Source organism: Actinomadura chokoriensis, from assembly GCF_039529475.1.
GTDB lineage: Bacteria > Actinomycetota > Actinomycetes > Streptosporangiales > Streptosporangiaceae > Spirillospora > Spirillospora bangladeshensis.
The window spans coordinates 100,236-121,260 of the sequence record NZ_BAAAMW010000008.1 but is presented as its reverse complement, the minus strand read 5'-3'; the positions used below and the strand labels follow the sequence as shown (position 1 = coordinate 121,260).

The 21,025-nt window shown below is 73.3% G+C and carries 23 protein-coding genes; 6 read left to right on the top strand and 17 right to left on the bottom strand.

The genetic code is table 11. The annotated features are described in order from the left end of the window. Position 1 precedes the first annotated feature (1 nt). From ABFX46_RS19335 to ABFX46_RS19290, 10 genes are all read right to left on the bottom strand, one after another. A complete protein-coding gene (locus tag ABFX46_RS19335; RefSeq protein WP_346043876.1) occupies positions 2-883 on the bottom strand; it encodes a branched-chain amino acid ABC transporter permease in 882 nt (293 codons plus the stop codon). A gap of 72 nt (positions 884-955) precedes the next feature. Further along, positions 956-2,209, bottom strand: a complete 1,254-nt coding sequence (locus tag ABFX46_RS19330) for an ABC transporter substrate-binding protein (protein ID WP_346043874.1) — start codon at positions 2,207-2,209, stop codon at positions 956-958. Positions 2,210-2,371: 162 nt separating this feature from the next. Then, positions 2,372-2,746: a nuclear transport factor 2 family protein gene (locus ABFX46_RS19325; protein ID WP_346043872.1), complete on the bottom strand. Its 375-nt coding sequence runs from the start codon at positions 2,744-2,746 to the stop codon at positions 2,372-2,374. A 50-nt stretch (positions 2,747-2,796) separates the two neighbouring features. After that, complete coding sequence (phtC, locus tag ABFX46_RS19320) at positions 2,797-3,543, bottom strand: 3,4-dihydroxyphthalate decarboxylase (protein ID WP_346043871.1); 747 nt, start codon at positions 3,541-3,543, stop codon at positions 2,797-2,799. Next, positions 3,540-4,760, bottom strand: a complete 1,221-nt coding sequence (locus tag ABFX46_RS19315; protein WP_346043869.1) for an NAD(P)/FAD-dependent oxidoreductase — start codon at positions 4,758-4,760, stop codon at positions 3,540-3,542. The genes phtC and ABFX46_RS19315 overlap by 4 nt, the downstream gene beginning before the upstream one ends. Further along, complete coding sequence (locus ABFX46_RS19310; protein ID WP_346043867.1) at positions 4,757-4,954, bottom strand: ferredoxin; 198 nt, start codon at positions 4,952-4,954, stop codon at positions 4,757-4,759. The genes ABFX46_RS19315 and ABFX46_RS19310 overlap by 4 nt, the downstream gene beginning before the upstream one ends. A gap of 27 nt (positions 4,955-4,981) precedes the next feature. Next, positions 4,982-5,767: an SDR family oxidoreductase gene (locus ABFX46_RS19305; protein ID WP_346043866.1), complete on the bottom strand. Its 786-nt coding sequence runs from the start codon at positions 5,765-5,767 to the stop codon at positions 4,982-4,984. Continuing rightward, positions 5,764-6,135 carry a hypothetical protein gene (locus tag ABFX46_RS19300; protein ID WP_346043864.1) on the bottom strand — a complete coding sequence of 124 codons (372 nt, stop codon included), beginning with the start codon at positions 6,133-6,135 and terminating at the stop codon, positions 5,764-5,766. The genes ABFX46_RS19305 and ABFX46_RS19300 overlap by 4 nt, the downstream gene beginning before the upstream one ends. Then, on the bottom strand, positions 6,132-6,719 hold the full coding sequence (locus tag ABFX46_RS19295; protein ID WP_346043862.1) for a 3-phenylpropionate/cinnamic acid dioxygenase subunit beta: 588 nt from the start codon (positions 6,717-6,719) through the stop codon (positions 6,132-6,134). The genes ABFX46_RS19300 and ABFX46_RS19295 overlap by 4 nt, the downstream gene beginning before the upstream one ends. Continuing rightward, positions 6,716-8,098 carry an aromatic ring-hydroxylating oxygenase subunit alpha gene (locus ABFX46_RS19290; protein ID WP_346043861.1) on the bottom strand — a complete coding sequence of 461 codons (1,383 nt, stop codon included), beginning with the start codon at positions 8,096-8,098 and terminating at the stop codon, positions 6,716-6,718. The genes ABFX46_RS19295 and ABFX46_RS19290 overlap by 4 nt, the downstream gene beginning before the upstream one ends. A 151-nt stretch (positions 8,099-8,249) precedes the next feature. On the opposite strand from ABFX46_RS19290, the gene ABFX46_RS19285 reads away from it, so the two are divergent. Beyond that, positions 8,250-9,905 (top strand): long-chain-fatty-acid--CoA ligase, encoded by a 1,656-nt coding sequence (locus tag ABFX46_RS19285; protein WP_346043859.1) that lies wholly within the window; start codon positions 8,250-8,252, stop codon positions 9,903-9,905. 70 nt (positions 9,906-9,975) lie between these two features. On the opposite strand, the gene ABFX46_RS19280 is transcribed toward ABFX46_RS19285, so the two are convergent. The 3 genes from ABFX46_RS19280 to ABFX46_RS19270 all read right to left on the bottom strand — a co-directional run bounded on the left by ABFX46_RS19280 (position 9,976) and on the right by ABFX46_RS19270 (position 12,377). Then, on the bottom strand, positions 9,976-11,175 hold the full coding sequence (locus ABFX46_RS19280; RefSeq protein WP_346044209.1) for an HRDC domain-containing protein: 1,200 nt from the start codon (positions 11,173-11,175) through the stop codon (positions 9,976-9,978). Between the two features lie 247 nt (positions 11,176-11,422). Further along, positions 11,423-11,989, bottom strand: a complete 567-nt coding sequence (locus tag ABFX46_RS19275; protein ID WP_346043858.1) for a DUF3000 domain-containing protein — start codon at positions 11,987-11,989, stop codon at positions 11,423-11,425. A 154-nt stretch (positions 11,990-12,143) separates the two neighbouring features. After that, positions 12,144-12,377 (bottom strand): hypothetical protein, encoded by a 234-nt coding sequence (locus tag ABFX46_RS19270; protein ID WP_346043856.1) that lies wholly within the window; start codon positions 12,375-12,377, stop codon positions 12,144-12,146. 230 nt (positions 12,378-12,607) lie between these two features. Between ABFX46_RS19270 and hemE the strand changes: the two genes are divergently transcribed. Next, a complete protein-coding gene (hemE, locus tag ABFX46_RS19265; RefSeq protein ID WP_346044207.1) occupies positions 12,608-13,621 on the top strand; it encodes a uroporphyrinogen decarboxylase in 1,014 nt (337 codons plus the stop codon). Here hemE and ABFX46_RS19260 read toward each other — a convergent pair. Beyond that, complete coding sequence (locus ABFX46_RS19260; RefSeq protein ID WP_346043854.1) at positions 13,618-14,616, bottom strand: DUF4349 domain-containing protein; 999 nt, start codon at positions 14,614-14,616, stop codon at positions 13,618-13,620. The two genes, hemE and ABFX46_RS19260, sit on opposite strands and share 4 nt — an antisense overlap. Before the next feature lie 213 nt (positions 14,617-14,829). Then, positions 14,830-15,930, bottom strand: a complete 1,101-nt coding sequence (locus tag ABFX46_RS19255) for a hypothetical protein (protein ID WP_346043853.1) — start codon at positions 15,928-15,930, stop codon at positions 14,830-14,832. A gap of 148 nt (positions 15,931-16,078) precedes the next feature. On the opposite strand from ABFX46_RS19255, the gene hemG reads away from it, so the two are divergent. The 3 genes from hemG to ABFX46_RS19240 are packed head-to-tail and all read left to right on the top strand — an operon-like array spanning position 16,079 to position 18,844. Beyond that, a complete protein-coding gene (hemG, locus tag ABFX46_RS19250; RefSeq protein ID WP_346043851.1) occupies positions 16,079-17,527 on the top strand; it encodes a protoporphyrinogen oxidase in 1,449 nt (482 codons plus the stop codon). Continuing rightward, positions 17,520-18,218 (top strand): hydrogen peroxide-dependent heme synthase, encoded by a 699-nt coding sequence (gene hemQ, locus ABFX46_RS19245; RefSeq protein ID WP_346043850.1) that lies wholly within the window; start codon positions 17,520-17,522, stop codon positions 18,216-18,218. Before hemG ends, hemQ begins: the two co-directional genes overlap by 8 nt. A gap of 41 nt (positions 18,219-18,259) precedes the next feature. Further along, a complete protein-coding gene (locus ABFX46_RS19240) occupies positions 18,260-18,844 on the top strand; it encodes a hypothetical protein (RefSeq protein ID WP_346043848.1) in 585 nt (194 codons plus the stop codon). Here ABFX46_RS19240 and ABFX46_RS19235 read toward each other — a convergent pair. After that, positions 18,841-19,395: a TIGR04222 domain-containing membrane protein gene (locus ABFX46_RS19235; RefSeq protein WP_346043847.1), complete on the bottom strand. Its 555-nt coding sequence runs from the start codon at positions 19,393-19,395 to the stop codon at positions 18,841-18,843. The two genes, ABFX46_RS19240 and ABFX46_RS19235, sit on opposite strands and share 4 nt — an antisense overlap. Positions 19,396-19,455: 60 nt before the next feature. Beyond that, positions 19,456-19,857 (bottom strand): peptide-methionine (R)-S-oxide reductase MsrB, encoded by a 402-nt coding sequence (gene msrB, locus ABFX46_RS19230; protein ID WP_346043845.1) that lies wholly within the window; start codon positions 19,855-19,857, stop codon positions 19,456-19,458. Positions 19,858-19,923: 66 nt separating this feature from the next. On the opposite strand from msrB, the gene ABFX46_RS19225 reads away from it, so the two are divergent. Beyond that, complete coding sequence (locus ABFX46_RS19225) at positions 19,924-21,006, top strand: DNA polymerase domain-containing protein (protein ID WP_346043844.1); 1,083 nt, start codon at positions 19,924-19,926, stop codon at positions 21,004-21,006. Positions 21,007-21,025 lie beyond the last annotated feature (19 nt).

The following is a 21,025-nucleotide window of genomic DNA, read 5'->3' as shown; positions in this document are numbered from 1 at the left end:
CTCAGACCCTTTCGATGCTGCGGCTGCCGAAGAGCCCGTAGGGCCGGATCAGCAGGACCAGGAGCATGAGGACGTAGGGCAGCACGTCGTGCAGGCGCCCGCCGCCGACGTCGCTGAGGTAGCCGGAGCCGAGGACCTGGGTGAGCCCCACGACCAGGCCGCCGACGACGGCTCCGACGAGCGAGTCCATGCCGCCGATGACGATCGCCGGGATCGCGATGAGCGCGAGGTCGCCGAGGTCGGGGGAGACGACGCGGGGGAACGAGGCGAGGAAGACCGCCGCGGTCACCGCGAGGAAGGCCGCCAGCGCCCAGGAGAGCGCGAACATCCGCCCCACGTCGATGCCCTGGGCCATCGCGGCCTCCTGGCTGCTCGCGGTCGCGCGCAGCGCCAGCCCGTAGCGCGTCCGCTGGAAGAACAGGGCGACGGCGACCAGGACGACGACCGAGGCGGCCACGGTGGCCAGAGCGCTGTTGGGCAGCACGACCGAGCCCACGGAGGTGGTGCCGGCCCCGGTCGGCCCGACCGAGTCGTGGCTGCCGACGCCCCACACCATCAGGATCACGTTGTGCAGCATGGTCGAGATGCCGAGGGTGGCGAGCACCACGACGGTCACCGACCGTCCGATCAGGCCGCGGATCAGCAGCCGCTCGACCACCAGCGCGAGGCCGACGGTCAGCGCCACGGCGCCGATGAAGGCCAGCATGTAGGGCAGCCGGGGGAGCAGGATCAGCACGGCGTAGGCGCCGATGGCCACGAACTGGCCGTGGGCGAAGTTGAAGGTGTGCGAGCCCTTGAACATGATCACGAATCCGAGCGCGATCAGCCCGTAGGCCAGGCCCAGGGCGACGCCCTGGAAACCGAGCTGGAGGAAGAGGGTCATCTGGAAGTCCTCGTCGGGGTGTGGGAGTGGAGCCCGGGGGCGGGGCCGGGTCGGGCCCCGCCCCCGGCGCCGTCAGTTGCCCCTGGAGTCGCCCCAGGACTTCGCGGCCGGGGACTCGAAGAACTTCGCCACCGGCTCCTGGACGCCGTCCTCTCCGATCTTGTTGATGCGGGACTGGTAGCTCACGATCGAGTCGCCGTCACCGAGGTTGATCGGGGGAAGGATGTCGTCGAAGGGGACCTCGAGGTCGACCATCGCCTTCTTGACGCCCTTGCGGGTGAGGTCCTTGGCCTCGCACGCCTTGCGCAGCGCCGCCACGACCACGGTCCCGTTGATCCAGCCGCCGACCTCGAAGTTGTCCGGCTTGGCGTCGGGCGCGTAGGTCTCGCGGGCCTTGGTCAGCGCCCGGATGCCGGCGTTGTCGTCGTTGAGGGTGCCGTAGCCGCCGGAGACGTAGTAGTTGTCCAGCAGGCCCTTCAGCGGCTTGCCGAGGCTGGAGGACCAGGCGCCCGAGCTGGACACGAAGGTCGGCTTGTAGCCGAACTGGGCCGACTGGCCGATGAGGCCGGCGGTCTGGGCGGGGGTGACGCCCAGCATCACGATCTCGGCCCCGGCGCTCTTGAGGGCGTTGATCTGGGCGGTGAAGTCCTTGTCGGCGTTGGTGTAGGTCGGCTCGGCGACGACCTTCACGCCCGGCGTGGCCTTCGCCGCGTGGTTGAGGGCGTCGAGGTAGACCTTGCCGGTCTCGTCGGCCGACGTCACGAACCCGGCCTTGACGGTCTTGGAGGACGAGGCGCCGGCCTGCTCGGCGGCCCAGACCAGTCCGTTGATGAGCTCGACCTCGAACGGCGGCATGGCGACGTAGACGTTGGGGAGGTCGAGGGTCTGGGTGTTGATGGACGCCGAGAGCGTGGGCATGTCGTCCCGCTCGATGCTGGTCCGGACGGCGTTCAGCCCGGCGGTGCCCACGAACTGGGCCACCATCAGGTTCTTCGGCGCCGCGGACCGGTACTGCTGCGTGGTGATCTGCGGGTCGTACTTGGTGTCGCGCTTGTCGACCACGACCTTGCGCCCGCAGATGCCGCCCTCCTCGCGGTTCACCTGGTCGATCTTCGCCTCGACACCGAGCGAGCCGGCGATGCCGCCCTGGGCGATGGGGCCGGAGAAGTCGCTGATCACGGTCACGCTGATCTCGTCGTCGGTGACCCCGGGGCCCATGGCGACGCCGTCGGCGCCGGTCCCGGTCTTGCCGGAGCCCGAGCCGCCGCATGCGGCCAGAGTCAACAGGGGGGCGACCGCCAGCGCGGTCAGTGACCTCTTGAGCATGGGGCCTTCCGTCTTTCTCGCTCGGTGGATCCGCGCAGGTGACACGGGTCACCAAACATTAGACCAGACTATAAAGAAATAGAAGAGAGATGCTCTGCAAGTTGGAGAAAGGGAGGTGGAGGCGTCTCCGGCGCCCTCGCGGAGAGGGCGCCGGAGGTCGCGTCAGGCCCGCCAGGTGAAGGTGATCCGGCGGTGCGCGAACCGCCAGCCGGCCTCGGTGCGGACCAGCCGGTCGAGGTAGTTCCCCGCGGCGGCCGTCCGCCCGTCGGCGCCCCGGAGCACGAAGTAGGCCCGGCCCGTCGCGTGCTCGTCGCCGGCCAGGTCGACGAGCACATTGGCGTTCTCGTGGCGCGGCGACTCCGCCGTACGGCCGGCGACCAGCCGGGCGAGTCCCTCGGCGCCGGCGAAGGAGGGCCCGCCGATGATCTCGATGCCGCCGTCGTCGGTGAAGCAGCCGCGCAGGTTTTCCAGGTCGGCGCCGTCGATGGAGAAGGCGTAGCGCGCGTAGAGCTGGGTGATGTCGGTGACGTGGGACAACAGGTCTCCTCGTTGAACGGTGCAGGACGGTGCCGGACGGCCGGGGCCGGTCAGGGGCGGGAGGGTTCGGGCAGCCGGGAGAGCTCGTGCCGCCAGGCGACGTCCAGGTTGAGGCTTCCGCCGAGGTCGGGGAGCTCGGCCCGGTCGGCCTCGTCGATGGCGCGGGGGCGTCCCCCGGCGGAGGCGACGAGCAGGCAGAGGTGCGCGATCTCGTCGATGGAGACGGCGCGGAGCACCGCTTCCGGGACCGAGCCGCCGGTGACCACCACGCCGTGCCCGCGCAGCAGGGCCGCGGCGCGGTCGCCGAGGTGCTCGGCCACCTCGTCCCCCAGCGCGTCGCTGCTCACCAGCACCGAGCGGGGGTACACCGGGATGCCGGCGGCCAGCAGGGCGGAGCCCGGAATGTCGTAGGCCCCCACGAGCGGCTCCAGGACCAGGCCGGCCAGGTCGGCGGCGACCGTGCGGCGAGGGTGCGCGTGCACGACGCACCGGACGTCGGGGCGCCGGCGCAGGATCCGGGCATGGAGGGGGAGTTCGTGGGGGACGGTCCAGCCGTCCAGCTCGCCGGGTAGCCCGGGTTCCCCACCGAGGGTCACCACGCGCACGTCCCGCGGTGTCGTGTGGGCCAGGCCCGACTCGTGCGGGCCGCGGCACCGCACCAGGATCCGCTCGTCGTCGAGGCGGAGGCTGATGTGGCCGAGGAACCCCGGCGAGAGGTCGCGGGCCGCCAGCACGCGGCACCCCAAGGCGAGCTGGTGCCGAAGCTCCTGCAGGTCGTCGTCGGCGTGCGGTGTCATCGGGCGGCCTCCTCTAGGGGCGCTGTCGGCTGGCGGGGCGCCGCCCTCCGGGCGGTCACCGCGTCGAGGACCGCCGTCACCGGGGCGCCGCTCGCGATGGCCCGGCGCGCGGCCAGGGAGGCGCGCGGCCACCCCAGCGACACCGCGCCGACCACGCGCTCGCCGCCCCACAGGGCGAGCAGCCGGTCCTCGTCCTCGACCATCCGGGGCTCGGCGCCGGGGTCCACGGCACCGAGCACCTGGACGGTGCGGCCGTGCTGGTCGCTCCACACCATGGGCACGTCGCCGGGGGCCTGCGGGTGGCCGGGGTCGAGCAGGGTCGCCGCGACGCACCTGGCCTGCTCCTGTGCGGAGGTCCAGTGCTCGATCCGCCGGCCGGGGGAGCCGTCCGCCGCCGCCCAGCCGGCGACGTCGCCGATGGCGAAGACGCGGTCGGCGCCCAGGGCGCGGCCGTACCGGTCGCAGGCGATGCCGTCCCGGAGATGAAGGCCCGATCCGGCCAGCCACTCCACGTCGGTCTGCGCGCCGATCCCCACCAGCACGTCATCGGCGCGGAGCACCTCGCCGTCGTCGAGCCGGACCGCGAGCCCGTCAGGGCGATGGTCCAGGGCCCGGACGCTCCGGCCCAGTCTCAGGTTCACCCCTGCCCGGACGTGCCAGGCGAGGATCCGGTCGCCCACCGTCCGGCCGACGATCCGGGCGGGCGGGTTGGGCAGCGGATCCACCAGCGTGACCCGGCAGCCCCGAGCGATCGCCGTGCTCGCGACCTCCGACCCGATGAAGCCGGCGCCGACCACGACGAGGTCGCCGCCGCGGGCCAGGGCGGCGTGCAGTGCGCGCGCGTCGGCGAGCGTCCGCAGCGTGTGCACACCGGGACCGGTCCAGGGCGACGGCCTCGCCCGCACCCCGGTGGCGATCACCAGCGCGCCGTAGCCGAGCCGGCGCCCGTCGGACAGGACGAGGCGGCGGGCGGCGGGATCCAGGCGGGTCGCCTCGGCGCCGAGCAGCAGCTCCAGGCCGAGCCGTTCCGCCTCCGGGCGGGTGAGCAGCCGGACGGGCTCCGCCGGCCGTCCCTTGGACAGGGGCGGTTTGTCGTAGGGCTCCTCCGCCTCCCGGTCGACCAGGCGGATGCGGCCGGTGAAACCGCGGGAGCGCAGCGTCCGGGCCAGGGTGACCCCCGCCACCGAAGCGCCGACGACCACCACGCCGCCGGTCATGCTCCCTCGAGCCGGAGAGCCGCCGCGGGGCAGCTGCGGACCGCGTGCTCGACGCGCTCGCGGTCGGCCTCGGGGACCTCGGCCGCCAGCAGCACGACGAGGCCGTCGTCGTCGATGTCGAAGTAGTCGTCGGCCGCGATGACGCAGCTCGCATAGCCTTGGCAGGCGCCGGTGTTCACTGTCAGGGAGGGCACTTCGGACTCCTGGTTCTCGTGTCGTTGTCAGCCGCCGACGCCGGCGCCGCCGTCGCTGTGCAGGACGGTGCCCGTCATCCCCCTGGACATCGGCGACGCCAGGAACACATAGCTCCAGGCGTGGTCCTCGCCGGACAGTGCCACCCGCAGGGGGACCCGGGCGGCGATGCTCTCGGCGCGGCCGGGGCCGTCGAGGTGCCGCCGGTCCAGCCCCAGCGAGCGCGCGCCGGTCAGCCGGGTGCCGACGGTGCCTCCGGGGGCGACGCTGTTGACGCGGACCTCGGGGGCGAGGTCGTGGGCCAGTGCGATGCGCAGCCCGCGGACCGCGAACTTGGTGGAGATGTAGAGCGCGCCGCCCCGGCCCGGCCGGTAGGCCGAGGTCGACTCCGTCAGCACGACGCAGCCGCGGCTGCGCCGCAGCTCGGGCAGGGCGGCGCGGACGCCGTGCATGGCCGCCCGGACGTTGACCGAGAACATCTCGTCGAAGGCGTCGTCGAAGGCGTCCTCGGCGACGGCGTCGAGGGGGCGGTAGAAGTCGAAGATGCCGGCGCAGTGGACCAGGACGTCCAGCCCGCCGTGGAGTTCCCGGCACCGGGCCACCGCGTCGCGGTTGACCGAGGACTCGCAGGCGTCGCCGTGGACGACGTCGATGCCGGGGAGCGCCCCGCGCAGGTCCTCGCACTTGGCCTCGTCGCGCTCCACGGCCACCACCGCCGCCCCCTCGGCGACGAACCGCTCCGCCACCGCGCGGCCGATGCCCGAACCGGCGCCGACCACCAGCGCGCGCCGGCCGTCCAGCACGGGGCCGTTCACGAGACCGCCCCGCCGGAGCCGTCCTGCCCTGTTCCGTCCTGCGCTGTGCCGTCCCGTTCCGTGTCGTCCGGCTCGGGGAACAGGGGGGAGAACGGGTGGCCGACCATCGCGGAGAACGTCGCCGTCCCCTGCCAGGTGAGCGCCTCCAGCTCCAGCGGGTCCAGGGTGACCCACTGCCCGGACCTGGTCGCCTCGATCAGCAGGCGCACGCCGTTGCGGGTCTGGACGAGGCTCACCCGGGCTTCGGCGAACTCGTTGCCGAGGGTCAGGGGCTCGCCGGCCACCCCCGCCCGCAGGGCCGCCAGCTCGTCCGCGGCCTTGCGGGCGCGGCCCCGGTCCTCCAGTTCCCCCTCCCAGTGCAGGCTCACAGGAAGACCGCCAGGTTCTGGGTGCGGAGCACCGACTCGTCGACGGTGATGTGCCGGCGGGCGAGCCGCCAGGCGCCGCCGACGCTCCGCAGCACGTCGCTGCGCCCCGCCGAGAGCAGGGACGGCGCGTTGACGTCGCCGCGGCTGCGGAAGAGCAGCACCGCCGACTCCACGAGGATCTCGCCGGGCACGTCGGTGGCGAAGGTGCGCACGTTGGACAGGTGGTGGCGCAGCCGCGAGGGCGGGTCCTCGGTCCAGGCGTGCTCGGTGCGCAGCCGGGCGACCCGGCGCCCCAGGGAGTACAGGTCCTCGTCGAAGTGCGCCATCCGCCGGGCGGTGTCGTGACCCGCGCCCCGGGAGGTGGTGACCCGGATCGGCATGAAGTAGTGGACGTCCTCCGTCATCCGGGCGAGCCATTCCTCCAGGTCCTGCCGGTCCAGCAGGTAGGCCTCCTCGACCAGCCACTGGTGCGCGGCCAGGTGCGCGGGATCGGAGAACGGGAGCGGGCCGCCCACCGGGGCGGCCGGGGTGGCCCGCGCGCCGAGCGGGCTGTCGGCGGAGGAGACCGGGATGTGCTCGGTCACCGGGCACCGTCCCGTCCCGGGGTGCCGACGCTGACGCCGGCCGCCGTGAGGGGGCCCGCCTCCAGGAGGTCGGCCCAGCGGTTCATCAGGTGGCGCTGGTTGTACTCGCCGTACCCGACCCGGGACTCGCCCGGACCCGCCCACTCGTCGCCGCCCAGCGGCGGGACGATGGCCGAACCGTCGGGCAGCAGGCCCATCCGGCCGTTGAGCAGGAGCCGCCGCGCCATGGTGCCGGAGGCGGTGGCGGTCAGCGACACCCAGTTCTCCACGTCGTCCTGCTCGAACATCCCGCTGCTGCCGAAGCACATCAGGTAGGCCTTGTAGGACAGCGCCTTGAACTCCTCCGGGGCCTCCTTGTCGACCAGGAACCAGGAGAGCACCTCGGTCTCGTCCGCGCTGACCGGCTGCCACTGGCGCAGTGACACGAAGGGGAGCACGTCGTCGGAGTCGGCCACCCGGGGCCAGTTGTGGACGAGGCTGAGGTTCGGCACGACCGACGCCGCGGAGACCATGAAGCCGTCGCGCCCGATCAGGTCGAGCTGCTCGGCCGACCAGACCTGCTTCATCCGTCCGATCATCTCGTCGGGGTAGCCGACGTAGCGCAGGCGCTCGTCGAGCGTCCCCGGCGGCAGCTTGTAGGTGGTGCCCCCGCCGCCGGTGGCCCAGTAGGTCGTCCCGTCCTTGCGCTTCTCGGCCTTCGGTTCGCGGAAGAGGCCGATCTCCACGACGCTCGCGTGGGTCTGCGGGGTGTGGTACATGTCCCCGGCGAAGTTCTCCGCGCCGATCTTCCAGTTGGCCTTGATCCGCCATCGCTGGGGTCCGAGCACCTCGGCCCCGCTCGGGCTCTGCCGGGTGTAGTAGTCCAGGTAGAACGCGAAGTCGCCGAGGAACTCGCGCAGCGGCGGCGCCTCGGGGTCCAGGGAGACGAAGATCAGGCCGTTGACGGTGTCCATCGACGGCGCGGGCAGGAGCCGCTGCCCCCGCTTGGCGAAGCCGGTCTCGCCGCCGTACGCCTCCCGGTGGAAGGGCAGGCCCACGATCCGGCCGTCGTTGCGGTAGGACCACCCGTGGTACGGGCAGCGGAAGTGCGAGGCGTTGCCCTGCTCGGCCCGGCACACCTGCATGCCCCGGTGCAGGCACATGTTGAACATGGCGTGCACCGCTCCGTCGGCGGCGCGGCTGACGATGAAGGAGTTCTCCATGACGCGGCGGACCACGTAGTCGCCGGCCTGGGGGATCTCCGACTCGTGCGCCAGGAAGACCCAGGAGCGGGCGAAGACCGTCTCCCGCTCGGCTGCGAAGATCTCGGAGTCGTTGTAGATGTGCGCGGGCAGCATGCCCTCGCGCACCGGGCCGACGACGTCGGACGGGTCGAACACGGAGACCTCTTTCTGTAGTCCAGAAATGAATTCTGGACACAGACTCTTCCCTTGTCAAGGAGGACGTTTCTGATATCAAGAGAACTTGCTGCCGCAAGGGCAGTGGATCCCCGCTCCGGCCCCGGGTGCGTGTCGGGGGAAAGGTGGCACTTTGTCTGATTTCGTGACCGGTCATCCGTCGACGCACGGGGACGGCTACCAGCTGAACACCACGAACCTGTTCCGCCAGGCGGTGGTGACCCATCCGGAGCAGGAGATCGTCTTCCGGGACGCGGCCGGTGCGTGGCACAGGACGTCGTACGCGGCGACATGGCGCCGGGTGGCGCGGACGGCGCACGCGCTGGCCGGCCTCGGCGTGGGGCCGGGCGACGTGGTGGGCGTCCTGGACTGGAACCACCTGCGGCACTTCGAGCTGTACTGGGCGATCCCCGGGCTCGGTGCCGTGATGCTCCAGATGAACCTGCGGCTGGCCGCCGACGACCTCGCGTACGTCGTCGAGCACGCGGGCGCCACGGTGGTGTGCGTCGACGAGTCGCTGCTGGGCCAGGCGGAGGAACTGGCGGCACGGTGCCCGCAGGTGCGGCGCTGGGTCGTCATGAGCGACCGGCCGCTGCCGGAGATCGAGACCTCGCTGCCGGACCCCCTGGACCACGAGGCGCTGCTGGCCCGCCAGGACGAGGAGTTCGACTGGCCGGTGATCGCGGAGACCTCGGCCTACAGCGCGTGCTACACCACCGGCACCACCGGACGTCCCAAGGGCGTGTTCTACTCCCACCGGGGGATCGTGCTGCACACGATGATGTGGGCGGCCGACCAGGCCGTGGGCGACCACGACACCGTGCTGCTGACGACGCCGATGTTCCACGCCCAGTGCTGGGGCCTGCCGCAGGTGGCGGTGTACGCGCGGGCGCGGGTGGTCCTGCCGGGGCGCTTCTCCGCCGAGGAGATCGGCGTGCTCGCCCGGGCGATGGTGGACTACGGGGTCACGGTGACCAACGGGGCGCCGGCGATCTTCGCGCCGATGCTGGAGTACCTGCGCTCCCTGCCCGAGCCGCCGGACCTGTCCCGGGCGCGGATGATCTCAGGTTCCACCGAGCCGCCGCTGAGCCTGATCAGGGGCTACCACGACCTGACCGGCGCCTCGATCGTGCACGGGTACGGCGCCACCGAGACCGCGCCGCTGGTCACCTCGAACCGGCCCAAGCCTTCCCTGGAGGGGCGCCTGGGCGAGGACGAGTTCTGGGACCTCAAGCGCTCCCAGGGGCTGCCCGTGGCCGGGGTGGACATCCGGCTGCTGGGCCCCGGCGGCTCGTTCCTGCCCCACGACGGGACGTCGGTGGGGGAGATCTGCATCCGGGGCCCGTGGATCACCGAGAGCTACTGGAAGTCGGACGACACCGACAAGTTCCACCGCGGCTACTGGCGCAGCGGCGACATGGGCGTGATCACCGTCGACGGGTACCTGAAGATCACCGACCGGCTCAAGGACGTGATCAAGTCCGGTGGGGAGTGGATCTCCTCCATCGACCTGGAGAACGCCCTCGCGGGCCATCCCGCGGTCCGCCAGGCCGCGGTGGTGGGCGCCCCGCACCCCCGGTGGCAGGAGCGCCCCGTGGCCCTGGTCGTGCCCGAGCCCGGCCACGAGATCGACCTCGGCGCGCTCAGGACCCACCTGTCCGCCGCGTTCGCCAAGTGGCAGCTCCCCGACGAGATCATCATCGTCGAGGACCTGCCCAGGACCAGCGTCGGCAAGCTCGACAAGAAGGCGCTGCGCGCCCGGTACGCCGACTTCTACAGCGGGCGCTGACCCGCGCGGCGGCGCGCCGGAGCGGGCCGGCCGGCGGACGAGGTGACCGCCGGCGCGGCCCGCCCGGGGCCTACAGATCTCCTTTGGTCTCCAGCCGCAGGAACGCGCGGGCGATCGGCTGCGCTATCAGCTCGACCTGCCAGCGCCGGGCGCCGAGGCCGCGGAGCGCGGCGCCGATCGCCGACGGCGACGACTCCGCCGGCGGCGTCCAGGCGAGCCGCCGCACGTAGTCGGGCTGGACGAGGTTCTCCGACGGCATCGAGTGCTCGTCGGCGAGCGCGGCGACGACGGCGCGGGCGGCGGTGAGCCGCTTGGCGGCCTCCGGGTCGCGGTCGGCCCAGCGGTGCGCGGGCGGCGGCCCGTCACCGGGCAGGTTCGACTCCGGCAGCGCCCGGTCGGACAGGTCGCGGGCGCGGGCGACGGCGCGCAGCCACGCCGACTGGTGCCGGCGGGCGCCGCGCCCCCGCATCGTCGGGAGGGCCTGCAGCTCGGCGGGCGTCTTCGGGGACTTCTGCGCCAGCTCTATGATCGCCGCGTCCTGCAGGACGCGGCCGGGGGACAGGTCCCGCTCGCGGGCGATCTTGTCGCGCGCCGTCCACACCTCGCGGACGGTGGCGAGGGCCCGCCGGTTGCGCACCCGGTGGATGCCGGACGTGCGGCGCCACGGGTCGGGGCGCGGCGGCTTCGGCGGCGTCGCCAGTATGGCGGCGAACTCCTCCAGCGCCCACCCCAGCTTGCCCGCGGTCTCCAGCTCCTCCTGCAGGGAGTCGCGCAGCTCGACGAGGAGCTCGACGTCCAGCGCGGCGTAGCGGAGCCAGTCCTCGGGGAGGGGGCGGGTCGACCAGTCGGCCGCCGAGTAGCCCTTCTCCAGCAGGAAGCCCAGCACGTTCTCGACCATGGAGCCGAGCCCGACCCGCGGGTAGCCGAGCAGCCGCCCGGCCAGCTCGGTGTCGAACAGCCGGCGCGGGACGAGGCCGACCTCGGCCAGGCACGGGAGGTCCTGGTTGGCGGCGTGCAGCACCATCTCGGCGCCGGCGAGCGCGGCGTCCAGCGCGGAGAGGTCGGGGCAGGCGATCGGGTCGATCAGCGCGGTGCCCGCGCCCGCGCGGCGGAGCTGTATGAGGTAGGCCCGCTGCCCGTACCGGTAGCCGGAGGCCCGCTCGGCGTCGACCGCCACCGGGCCGGTGCCCGCGGCGAACGCCGCGACCACGCGCTCCAGCGCGGCGGCCGTGGTGACCACGGTCGGGACGCCCTCGCGCGGCTCCAGCAGCGGGACGGCCGGGGGGCCGGTGTCGGCCTCCGCGCTGCCGGAGCCCTGTTCCGCCCCGACCTGCTCGGGAACGGTCCCGGGCCGCTGCTCGACGGCCGTCTCCTCCGCACCGGTCTCCCCTTGGGGGCCGGTGGCGCGCGTTTCGGACACTCCCACTGTTTCCGTGTTCTCCCCCGCCGCCTCGGTCTCGGACGCTGTGCTCACGCCCCCTACCGTACGTCTTTCAACCGCCCGGCCCGTCCGGCCCTCAACCGCCTCCGCCGGGCCGATCGGGCATCGCCGCGACGCCGGCGGGCGGCAGCCCCGCCGTGGTGCACATCACCTCGCACCAGGCCGCGACATGGCCGGCGAGGTCGTCCCCGGTCGGCGACCAGGAGGCGCGCAGCTCCAGCTCGGTGGTGGACGGCTCGTCCCGCTTGTCGCCGAAGCTCTCCGACACCGCGCGGGTGACCGTCCCGGACACGTTGGCGTACCCGGCGGGCTCCAGCGCCTCGAGCAGCCAGTCCCACGCGACGGAGCCGATCAGCTCGTCGGCGGCGATGTCGGGCTCCAGGTCGGCGCGGATGTAGGCGACGACGCGGAACCCGTTCGTCCAGCCGGGTCTGCCCTCCGGGTCGTACAGGACGATGAGGCGCCCCGTGGCGACCTCGGTGTCGTCGTCGCGGTAGACGCTGCCGGACATGGCCGCCGCGAAGGGCGCGAGGCGCTGCGGGGCGGGCATGTCCTCCAGGTCGAGCTCCGGCCGGAGGGCGGGGCCGTCGAGGAACGAGCGCAGCGTGTCGACGGCCCGCTGGAAGGCGGGAGGTGGGTTCATGGGAGGACCGGCCTGGTCGCGAGTGAGTGGCCGAGCGCCGGAGGGCGGCTCGGGGCGGTGCTGCCGGGACGGGGCGCCGCCGCGCGCGGCGACGGGGGGATGCGGAGGGGAAACAGGCACGGCACAGGTGGTTTCGTCTCGGGGGCCGGGCCGGTCAGGCCACGGCCCGCACGGTCTCGGCGCGGCGCGGCGCCCGAGCGGTCTCGCCGGACGGAGCGCTCTCGCCGGACGGAGCGCTCTCGCGGGCCGCGGCGGTCACCGGCGGCAGGCCGACCAGGACGGCGGTGCCGCACTCGACGCAGGCCCGCTCCGGGCACTCCGCACCGTGCCCGTCCGGACACGGCGGCTGCTCGAACACGCGTTCATCACCGCAGGTGGAGCAGTACAAGGGGGAACCTCCCTCGGCTATGACACGCATCACGTTCGCACGCGCCGGTGACAGAATGCGGGACTTCGCTCGGCGTGTCCGGAAGTTCGTTCCGCCCCTGAGGCCACACCCGTGCCTTACCCACCGGGGTTCCATGGGACCATCACAACGTGACCGCTGACGCTGCCCGTTCGGACGAGCACTCTCCGAACACGCCTGACAACGGCGCCCTCGCCGAGAGCCCCTTCCTGCTGGCCTGCCGCCGCCGGCCGGTGCCGCACACGCCCGTGTGGTTCATGCGCCAGGCCGGCCGGTCGCTGCCGGAGTACCTGCGGGTCCGCGAGGGCGTCCCGATGCTGGAGTCGTGCACCCGCCCCGACATGATCGTGGAGATCACGATGCAGCCGGTGCGCCGCTACGCGGTGGACGCGGCGATCTTCTTCAGCGACATCATGGTGCCGCTGAAGGCGATCGGCATCGACCTCGACATCAAGCCGGGGATCGGGCCGGTGATCGCCGACCCGGTCCGGTCGGCCGCCGACCTCGACGCGCTGCGCCCGCTCGTCCCCGACGACGTCCCGTACGTGACCGAGGCCGTGCGCGGCCTGGTCGGCGAGCTGGGGACGACGCCGCTGATCGGTTTCGCGGGCGGCCCGTTCACGCTTGCCTCGTACCTGATCGAGGGCGGCCCGTCCAAGAACCACGAGCGCACCAAGGCCATGATGTACGGCGAGCCGGAGCTGTGGGCCGACCTCATGGGCCGCCTCGCCGACCTCACGATCGCGTTCCTGAAGCTCCAGGTCGCGGCCGGGGCGAGCGCCGTGCAGGTCTTCGACTCGTGGGTCGGCGCCGTCGCCGCGCAGGACTACCGCGAGTCGGTGCTGCCGCACACCCGCCGCATCTTCGCCGAGGTCGAGCCGCTCGGCGTGCCGCGCATCCACTTCGGCGTCGGGACCGGCGAGCTGCTCGGCCCGATGGGCGAGGCCGGCGCGGACGTCGTCGGCGTCGACTGGCGCGTCCCGCTGGACGAGGCCGTCAGCCGGGTCGAGCCGGGCAAGGCGCTGCAGGGCAACCTCGACCCGGCGATCCTGTTCGCGCCGTGGGAGACCGTGGAGCGCCGCGCCCGCGACGTGCTGGCCCGGGGCCGCACCGCCGAGGGCCACATCTTCAACCTGGGGCACGGCGTCCTGCCGTCCACGGACCCGGACATGCTGGCCCGCCTCGCGGACCTCGTCCACGAGGCGAGCAGCGAGGACGCGGGCTAGGCGGGCGGCTGCTGCGACGAACCCGAGCCCGACCCCGATCCCGATCCGGCGCCGGCGTCGGCCGTCTCCGGCTCGGGCTTCGCGCCCGTCTCCGCCTTCGGGGCGGCCGGCCGTGCGCGGCGGCGGCGCCGCAGGGCGAGCAGCGGCCAGCCGATCGCGGCGGCGAGGACGAGGAACGGCAGCAGCCAGCCCACCGCGGCGGCGATGCCGCCGATGAACGCGGTGAACGCGTCCCAGCCGTTCTGGAGCCCGCCGATGAAGCCGCCGCGCTCCTCGTCCTCCTTGGGCGCCGCGGTCTTGGTCACCAGCGTCACGGTGACGGTCGCGAACCGGGTGCGGTGCTTGAGCGAGTTCTGCCGCGCCTGCAGCGCCTCCAGGTCGGCCTCGCGCTGGGCGATCTCCTGCTCGACCTGGATGACCTCGCCGACGGAGTTCGCGCGCCCGAGCAGCTTGCGGAACGACTCCAGCGCGGCCTTCGCCGACCGCACCCGCGCGTCGACGTCGGCGACCTCGCCGGTGACGTCCTCGGCCTCCTGGGAGAGCGACAGCTTGGTGCCGAGCTGGGTGCCGAGCTGGTCCAGCACGCCGCTGTAGCGGTCGGACGGGATCTTCAGCGTGATCTGCGACCGGGCCGGGTCGCTCGAACTGGACTCCTGCTCCACGTAGCCGCCGGCCGAGGTCGCCAGCTCCTTGGCCTTGGTGGCGGCCTCCTCGACGTCCCCGGCCCGGACCCGCAGGCGCGCCGTGTGGACGACCTCGCGCCCGGTCGGCAGCGGCGCCCGCGCGCCGGTCGTGCCGGTGGTGCCGTTCCGGGTGGCGCTCTTGCCCGCCGCCGAGCCCGCCTCGTTCTGGGGCACCGCCGCCGGTGCGGGGGCGGCCCCGCCCCGGTCCACGGCCTCCGAACTGGACGAGTCGCTCCCGCCGCCGCATGCGGCCAGGACCCCGGCCAGCAGCAGGACGACCAGCGCACATGTGACGTTCCTGACGATCCGCATGCGGCTTGGACGAGGTGATGCAGGTCACCGTTCCGTGGGACGAATCACGAAAGGGCCACAAACGACGCGAGGCCGCGGTGCGGGCACGCCGATCACGGCCCGGCCCCGCTGCGGGCCGTGATCGCGTGGGCTCGGCGGTCGGTGAGCACGACGGGACCGCCGATGGCCCCGGCCCCGACCGTCCACAGCGGGAGATCGCCGGTACGCCGCCCCTCAGCCGTCGCTGAGGACGACCGGGCCGCCGATGTTGACCGGGCCGAGCGTCCACAGGGCGCCGGTGCCGGGGACGACGGCCAGCGCGGACGCGTTGAAGTTGGTCCGGTTCGGGACGGCGGTGGTCGGCACCCGCGTCCACGTCCCGCCGCTGTAGTGGAGGAGGCCCGGCTTGGCGGGCTCGTCGAGCAGGTGCCCGACGGCCCACAGCTCCCCGTTCTCACCCTTGACGATCTTGGAGAGCCCGTTGAGGCCGGGCGGCGGGGCGACGCTGGTCCAGGCGGTGCCGTCCCAGTGCAGCATGACGGACGTGATCGGCGACGTGCTGACGTTCCAGCCGATGGCCCAGGCGTCGGTGGGGGACAGGGCGACCATGTCCAGGATGCCGATGCGGCCCTCGGGCAGCCCGTTCACGGGGACGTTCGCCCAGGACCGCCCGTCCCAGTGGAACGCCTGGGGGACCTGGTCGTACGGGCCGGGCGTGCCGATGACCCAGATGTCGTCGTCGGCCCTGATGTGCGCGGTCCGCAGGTAGACGTCCGGGTAGGCGGTGACGAACGTCCACGTGCCGCCCGTCCGGCGGTAGACGCCGCTGTCGACGGTCACCCAGACGCCCGCCGCGCTCGCCTGGACGGTCAGGGTCTTGGACGGCGACGGCAGGGCCACCTCCTCGAACCGCGAGCCGGTGAAGTGCCCGAGGTAGGGGCCCGCCGCGGCGGAGCTCCCGGACCGGGCGGCGTTGATCCACACGTCCTCGGGGGCGACGGCGTCGACGTCGGTGACGGTGGCCTGGTTGGGCAGGTTCTGGAGGTCGTACTCGACCCAGCCGCCGTTCTTCCAGCGCCGGACGACGGGGTTGCCGGGAATCGACTTCCCCGTACCCGGGACGGGGCCGGGGACGACCAGCTCGCCCTGAGTCCCGGTGATCCAGACGCTGTCGGGGGAGGCGGCGTCGACGTCGTAGAGGTAGTTGTTGGGCCAGAAGAACGGGAGCGGCACCGGCGCGAAGTCGCCCCGGGTCGAGGCCGAGGCCGGGGAGACGAGCCCGGCGGCCAGCAGGATCGCGGCGGCGGCGGCCAGTGGAGCCTTCCAGGGGATCATGCGTGCCAGTATCCACTGGCGCGGTATGGGGATCTTGTCACATCCGCGACAAAAATCCCCTCCGGCCGTGTCGCACGGGGCGGTGTGATGCTCGCCGCTCCGGGCGCCCCGGTGCGCGATCCGGCGGAGCGTCTGGAAGGCTGGAGCCATGGCCACCTCCCATGCCACCTCCCATGCCGTCGTCGTCGGCGGCGGCATCGCGGGCCTCGCCGCGGCCCGCGTGCTCGCCCGGGAGGGCGTGCGGGTGACCGTGCTGGAGGGCTCGCCCCGGATCGGCGGCAAGCTCCAGGTCGGCGAGATCGCCGGCATCCCGGTGGACGAGGGCGCCGAGTCGATGCTCGCCCGCCGCCCCGAGGGCATGGACCTCGTCCGCGACCTCGGCCGCTCCGACGACCTGGTGAACCCCGGCACGACCTCCTCGGCGATCCTCAGCCGCGGCGCGCTGCGCACGCTCCCGGCCGGCCAGGTCATGGGCGTCCCGTCCGACCTGAAGGCGCTCGCCGCGTCGCAGGTGCTGTCGCCGGCCGGCCTCGCCCGCGTCCCGCTCGACCTGGTGCTGCCGGAGACGCCGCGCGGCGGGGACGTGTCCGTCGCCGACTTCATCGGCGCCCGCGTCGGCCGCGAGGTCGTCGACCGGCTCGTCGAGCCGCTGCTCGGCGGCGTGTACGCGGGCCGGGTCGAGCTGCTGTCGTTCGACGCGACGCTGCCCGCCGTCGCCTCCGCCGCGCGCGGCCACCGCTCGCTGATCAGCGCGGTGCAGGGCCTGCGCGCCGCCGCGCCCAAGGACCCCGGCCCCGTGTTCGCCACGCTCCCGGACGGGCTCGGCACCCTCCCGCACCTGGTCGCCGCCGACATCACCGCCGCCGGCGGCACCGTCCGGACCGGCGCGACCGTCCGCGAGCTGCGCCGCACCCCGGACGGCTGGCGGCTCACCATCGGCCCCACCCGCGACCCCGAGTACCTGGACGCCGACGCCGTGGTGGTCGCGGCGCCGGCGGCACCCGCGTCCCGGCTCCTCGCCGAGGACGTGCCCGCCGCCGCCCGCGAGCTGGCCGGCATCGACTACGCCAGCATGGCGATCATCACGCTCGTCTACCGGGCCACCGCGTTCCCGCGCCTGCCGAAGGGCAGCGGCTACCTCGTCCCCGGTGTGGAGAGCGATCCGGACAGCGGCGGACGGGGCGTCAAGGCCGTCACGTTCAGCTCGGTAAAATGGCCGCACCTGCGGCAGCGCGACCGCGGCCTCATCGCGGTCCGCTGCTCCATCGGCCGGTTCGGTGAGGAGCGCACGCTCCAGAAGGCCGACGAGGAGCTGGTCGCCACCGCCATGGCCGAGCTCGCCGCGACCTGCGGCGTCACCGAGCTGCCCGCCGAGAGCCGGGTCACCCGGTGGGGCGGCGGCCTCCCGCAGTACAACGTGGGCCACGCCGACCGCGTGGCCAAGGTCCGGTCCGCGGTCGCCGCCGCGCCGGGGCTCGCCGTCGCCGGCGCCGCCTACGACGGCCTCGGCATCCCCGCGTGCATCGCCTCGGCGCGCGCGGCGGCCACCCGGGTGCTGGACCATCTGCGCAGTCGAGAAGGAGTGGAACATGGCTGATCAGGCGGGCAAGCCGAAGGCGCGCGAGCTCAACAACGTCATCCGCTACACGATGTGGTCGGTCTTCCGCGTGGCGAAGCCCGGCACGCTCGGCGAGCAGGACGCCGCCGAGGTGCAGGACCTCCTCGACCAGGCCGCGCGGAAGGACGTCACCACCCGCGGTGCCTACGACGTCGCCGGGCTGCGCGCGGACGCCGACTACATGTTCTGGTGGCACGCCTCCACGCCGGACGACCTGCAGGAGGTCTACACCCGGTTCCGCCGGACGGCCCTCGGCCGCGCGAGCGAGCCGGTGTGGTCGCAGATGGCGCTGCACCGCCCGGCCGAGTTCAACAAGAGCCACATCCCGGCGTTCCTGGCCGACGAGACCCCGCGCGACTACGTGTGCGTGTACCCGTTCGTCCGGTCGTACGAGTGGTACCTGCTGCCGGACGAGGAGCGCCGCGCGATGCTCGCCGAGCACGGCAGGATGGCGCGCGAGTACCCCGACGTCCGGGCCAACACCGTGGCGGCGTTCGCGCTCGGCGACTACGAGTGGATGCTCGCGTTCGAGGCCGACGAGCTGCACCGCATCGTCGACCTGATGCGGCACCTGCGCGGCGCGAAGGCGCGGCTGCACACCCGCCTGGAGATCCCGTTCTACACGGGCCGCCGCAAGCCGGTCGCCGAACTCGTCGCCAATCTGGCCTGATCCGGCCGGGCCCGGCGCGGATCGGCAGTACAGTGCCGTCCGTGAGCAAGGCTCCCGACCCGCGGCACCGGGGACGGCACGCGAGACCGCCGTCCGAGGTCGCGATCCGCTGGAACCGCCTGGTCGCGGCCGTACGGGCGTCCCGGCGGCGCCGGCTGGCCGCGGCCGGCGCCCTGGCCGCGGCGGTGGCGGCGCTCGCCACCGCCGCCGCGCTGACGCTGGCTCCGGGCGACGGGTCCGCCCCGGCGCCGCGCACGGCCGCCGCCCGCGCGGACGCCTCCCCGTCCCCGCACGAGAAGATCGAGACCGCCGTCGGCGACCCCGACGAGATCCCCGACGCGGTCCCGTACCTCCGGTCCAAGGACCCGGACGGCAAGGTCGTCGGGCATGTCACCGACGTCCGCCGCAGCGGGCAGTTCGTCCGGGTCTATACCGACCTTGGCGAGGACGACGAGAACTCCAAGCCCGCCATCGACCTCTGCGAGTGGACGACCCGGTTCCTGAAGGACGGCGGCGACGACGAGCCCCGCGTCTTCGTCCACGGCAGGAGCGACGACAACGGCAGCGTCGTCCTCGCCAACAAGCAGAGCGGCAGGGACGACTGCGAGGTCGGCGAGACCCGCTAGTAGCCCGCGCCCCCGCCGTCCCCGTAGCCGGAGTACTGGGTGTCGGAGAGACCGCTCGACTCCAGGTGGTGGCCCCGCCACCGCCCGCGGCGCAGCTTGACCGGCTTCGAGTCGCCGCTCTCCAGGATCTCCCGCAGCCGCGCGTCCTCGACGCCCGCCGGGCCGACCATCGCGAGGCGGTGCAGGGCGGACGGCTCGTCGGCGCCGTCCCGGATCAGGCCGCGGCGGATCATCCGGCCGCCGCGGGTGAGCCTGGCCGAGCCGGGGCGGACCAGGCCGGCCTCCGCGAGCCGGGCGGTGATCGCGTCCATCTCCGGGGTCCGCGCGGCCGCTTCGATGACCTGGCCGAGCGGGCGCCCCGTGTCCGGGATCTCGGCGAGCACCGCGGCCTGCACCGGATCGTCGGACTCGCGCCGCACGACGTCGACCCGGTGCGTCCCGCGCGACATGCGGATGCGGCGCGCCTCCGACAGGGCGAGCACCGCGGTCTGGACGACCCGGACGGGCCCGCCGCAGAGATAAGCCAGCTCGTAGTGGTCGAACTCGTCCATGCGAGGCCCCCGACGCTATGCCTTCGCCAGTAGGACGTCCGGGGCCGTGCGCGGGTTGACCTACTCGGCGGGTTCGAGGGTCAGCGAGACGGAGTTGATGCAGTACCGGTCGTCGGTCGGGGTGGCGTAGCCCTCACCGTGGAACACGTGCCCGAGGTGGGACTCGCACACCGCGCACCGCACCTCCGTCCGGACCATGCCGAGGGAGCGGTCCTCGATCAGCGTGACCTTGTCGGAGCCGGACGGCTCGTAGAACGACGGCCAGCCGCAGTGGCTCTCGAACTTCGTCTCCGACCGGAACAGCTCCGTCCCGCAGGCGCGGCACCGGTACACGCCGACGGTCTTGGTGTCGGTGTACTCGCCGGTGAAGGGCTTCTCCGTGCCCGCTTCGCGCAGCACGCGGAACTCCTCGGGGCTGAGCTGCGCCCGCCACTCGTCCTCGCTCTTGCGGATCTTCTCCATGCCTCCGAAAATACCCGGCGCGGACGTCCCCGAGGACTGTCGTGCACGTGGGTTAACGTGCAGTACATGGCCTCGCCCTTCATCGAGATCCCGGTCGGGGATCGCCTCGTCAAGGTGACCAATCCCGACAAGGTCTACTTTCCAGAGCACGGCTACACCAAGCGGCAGCTGGTGGAGTACTACCTGGCCGTCGGCGACGGCATCCTGCGCGCGACGCGCGACCGCCCGACGACCCTGGAACGCTGGCCCGCCGGGGTCTTCGAGGGCGCCAGGATGGCCACCCGCGAGGATTACGCGCGCGGCCAGGCCGGCATGGGCGCGGGCAAGTCCGACGCGTTCTACCAGAAGCGCATCCCGAAGGGCGCGCCCGACTGGGTGCGGACGGCCCGCATCGCCTTCCCCAGCGGGCGTTCCGCCGACGAGGTCTGCCCGACCGAGCCCGCCGTGATCGCCTGGGCCGCGAACCTCGGCACGCTGACCTTCCATCCGTGGCCCGTCCGCAAGGGCGATGTCGACCACCCGGACGAGCTGCGCATCGACCTCGACCCGCAGCCGGGGACCGACTTCTCCGACGCCGTCCGCGTGGCGCTCGGCCCGGCCGGTGATCTGCTGGCGGAGCTGGGGTACACGGGGTACGTCAAGACGTCCGGCAAGGCGGGCGTGCACATCTACGTGCGCATCGAGCCCCGCTGGACGTTCACCGAGGTCCGCCGCGCCGCCCTGGCCTTCGCCCGCGAGGTCGAACGCCGCAACCCGGCCGACGTCACGACGAAGTGGTGGAAGGAGGAGCGCGGCGAGCAGATCTTCATCGATTTCAACCAGAACGCGCGCGACCGCACCATCGCCTCGGCCTACAGCGTCCGCCCGGCCCCGCACGCGCCCGTCTCCGCCCCCGTGACCTGGGACGAGCTGCCCGGCGTCGACCCCCGCGACTTCACCATCGCCACGATGCCCGCGCGCTTCGCCGAGCTGGGCGACCTCCACGCGTCCATCGACGACGAGGCCTTCTCCCTGGACGCCCTCCTCGACATGGCCGACCGCGACGAGAAGGACCACGGCCTCGGCGACATGCCGTATCCGCCGAACTACCCGAAGATGCCGGGCGAGCCCAAACGCGTCCAGCCCAGCAAGGACACCGACAACCAGTGATCGCGCGGCCCTGAGGAAG

What these genes read in the sequence shown, in the direction of transcription:
- phtC (WP_346043871.1), bottom strand. Translation starts at nt 3,543, where the DNA reads ATGACACCGCACGCCGACGACGACCTGCAGGAGCTTCGGCACCAGCTC.
- ABFX46_RS19235 (WP_346043847.1), bottom strand. Translation starts at nt 19,395, where the DNA reads ATGGACGAGTTCGACCACTACGAGCTGGCTTATCTCTGCGGCGGGCCC.
- ABFX46_RS19275 (WP_346043858.1), bottom strand. Translation starts at nt 11,989, where the DNA reads ATGAACCCACCTCCCGCCTTCCAGCGGGCCGTCGACACGCTGCGCTCG.
- msrB (WP_346043845.1), bottom strand. Translation starts at nt 19,857, where the DNA reads ATGGAGAAGATCCGCAAGAGCGAGGACGAGTGGCGGGCGCAGCTCAGC.
- hemG (WP_346043851.1), top strand. Translation starts at nt 16,079, where the DNA reads ATGGCCACCTCCCATGCCACCTCCCATGCCGTCGTCGTCGGCGGCGGC.
- ABFX46_RS19225 (WP_346043844.1), top strand. Translation starts at nt 19,924, where the DNA reads ATGGCCTCGCCCTTCATCGAGATCCCGGTCGGGGATCGCCTCGTCAAG.
- ABFX46_RS19335 (WP_346043876.1), bottom strand. Translation starts at nt 883, where the DNA reads ATGACCCTCTTCCTCCAGCTCGGTTTCCAGGGCGTCGCCCTGGGCCTG.
- ABFX46_RS19315 (WP_346043869.1), bottom strand. Translation starts at nt 4,760, where the DNA reads ATGACCGGCGGCGTGGTGGTCGTCGGCGCTTCGGTGGCGGGGGTCACC.
- ABFX46_RS19260 (WP_346043854.1), bottom strand. Translation starts at nt 14,616, where the DNA reads ATGCGGATCGTCAGGAACGTCACATGTGCGCTGGTCGTCCTGCTGCTG.
- hemQ (WP_346043850.1), top strand. Translation starts at nt 17,520, where the DNA reads ATGGCTGATCAGGCGGGCAAGCCGAAGGCGCGCGAGCTCAACAACGTC.
- ABFX46_RS19330 (WP_346043874.1), bottom strand. Translation starts at nt 2,209, where the DNA reads ATGCTCAAGAGGTCACTGACCGCGCTGGCGGTCGCCCCCCTGTTGACT.
- ABFX46_RS19255 (WP_346043853.1), bottom strand. Translation starts at nt 15,930, where the DNA reads ATGATCCCCTGGAAGGCTCCACTGGCCGCCGCCGCCGCGATCCTGCTG.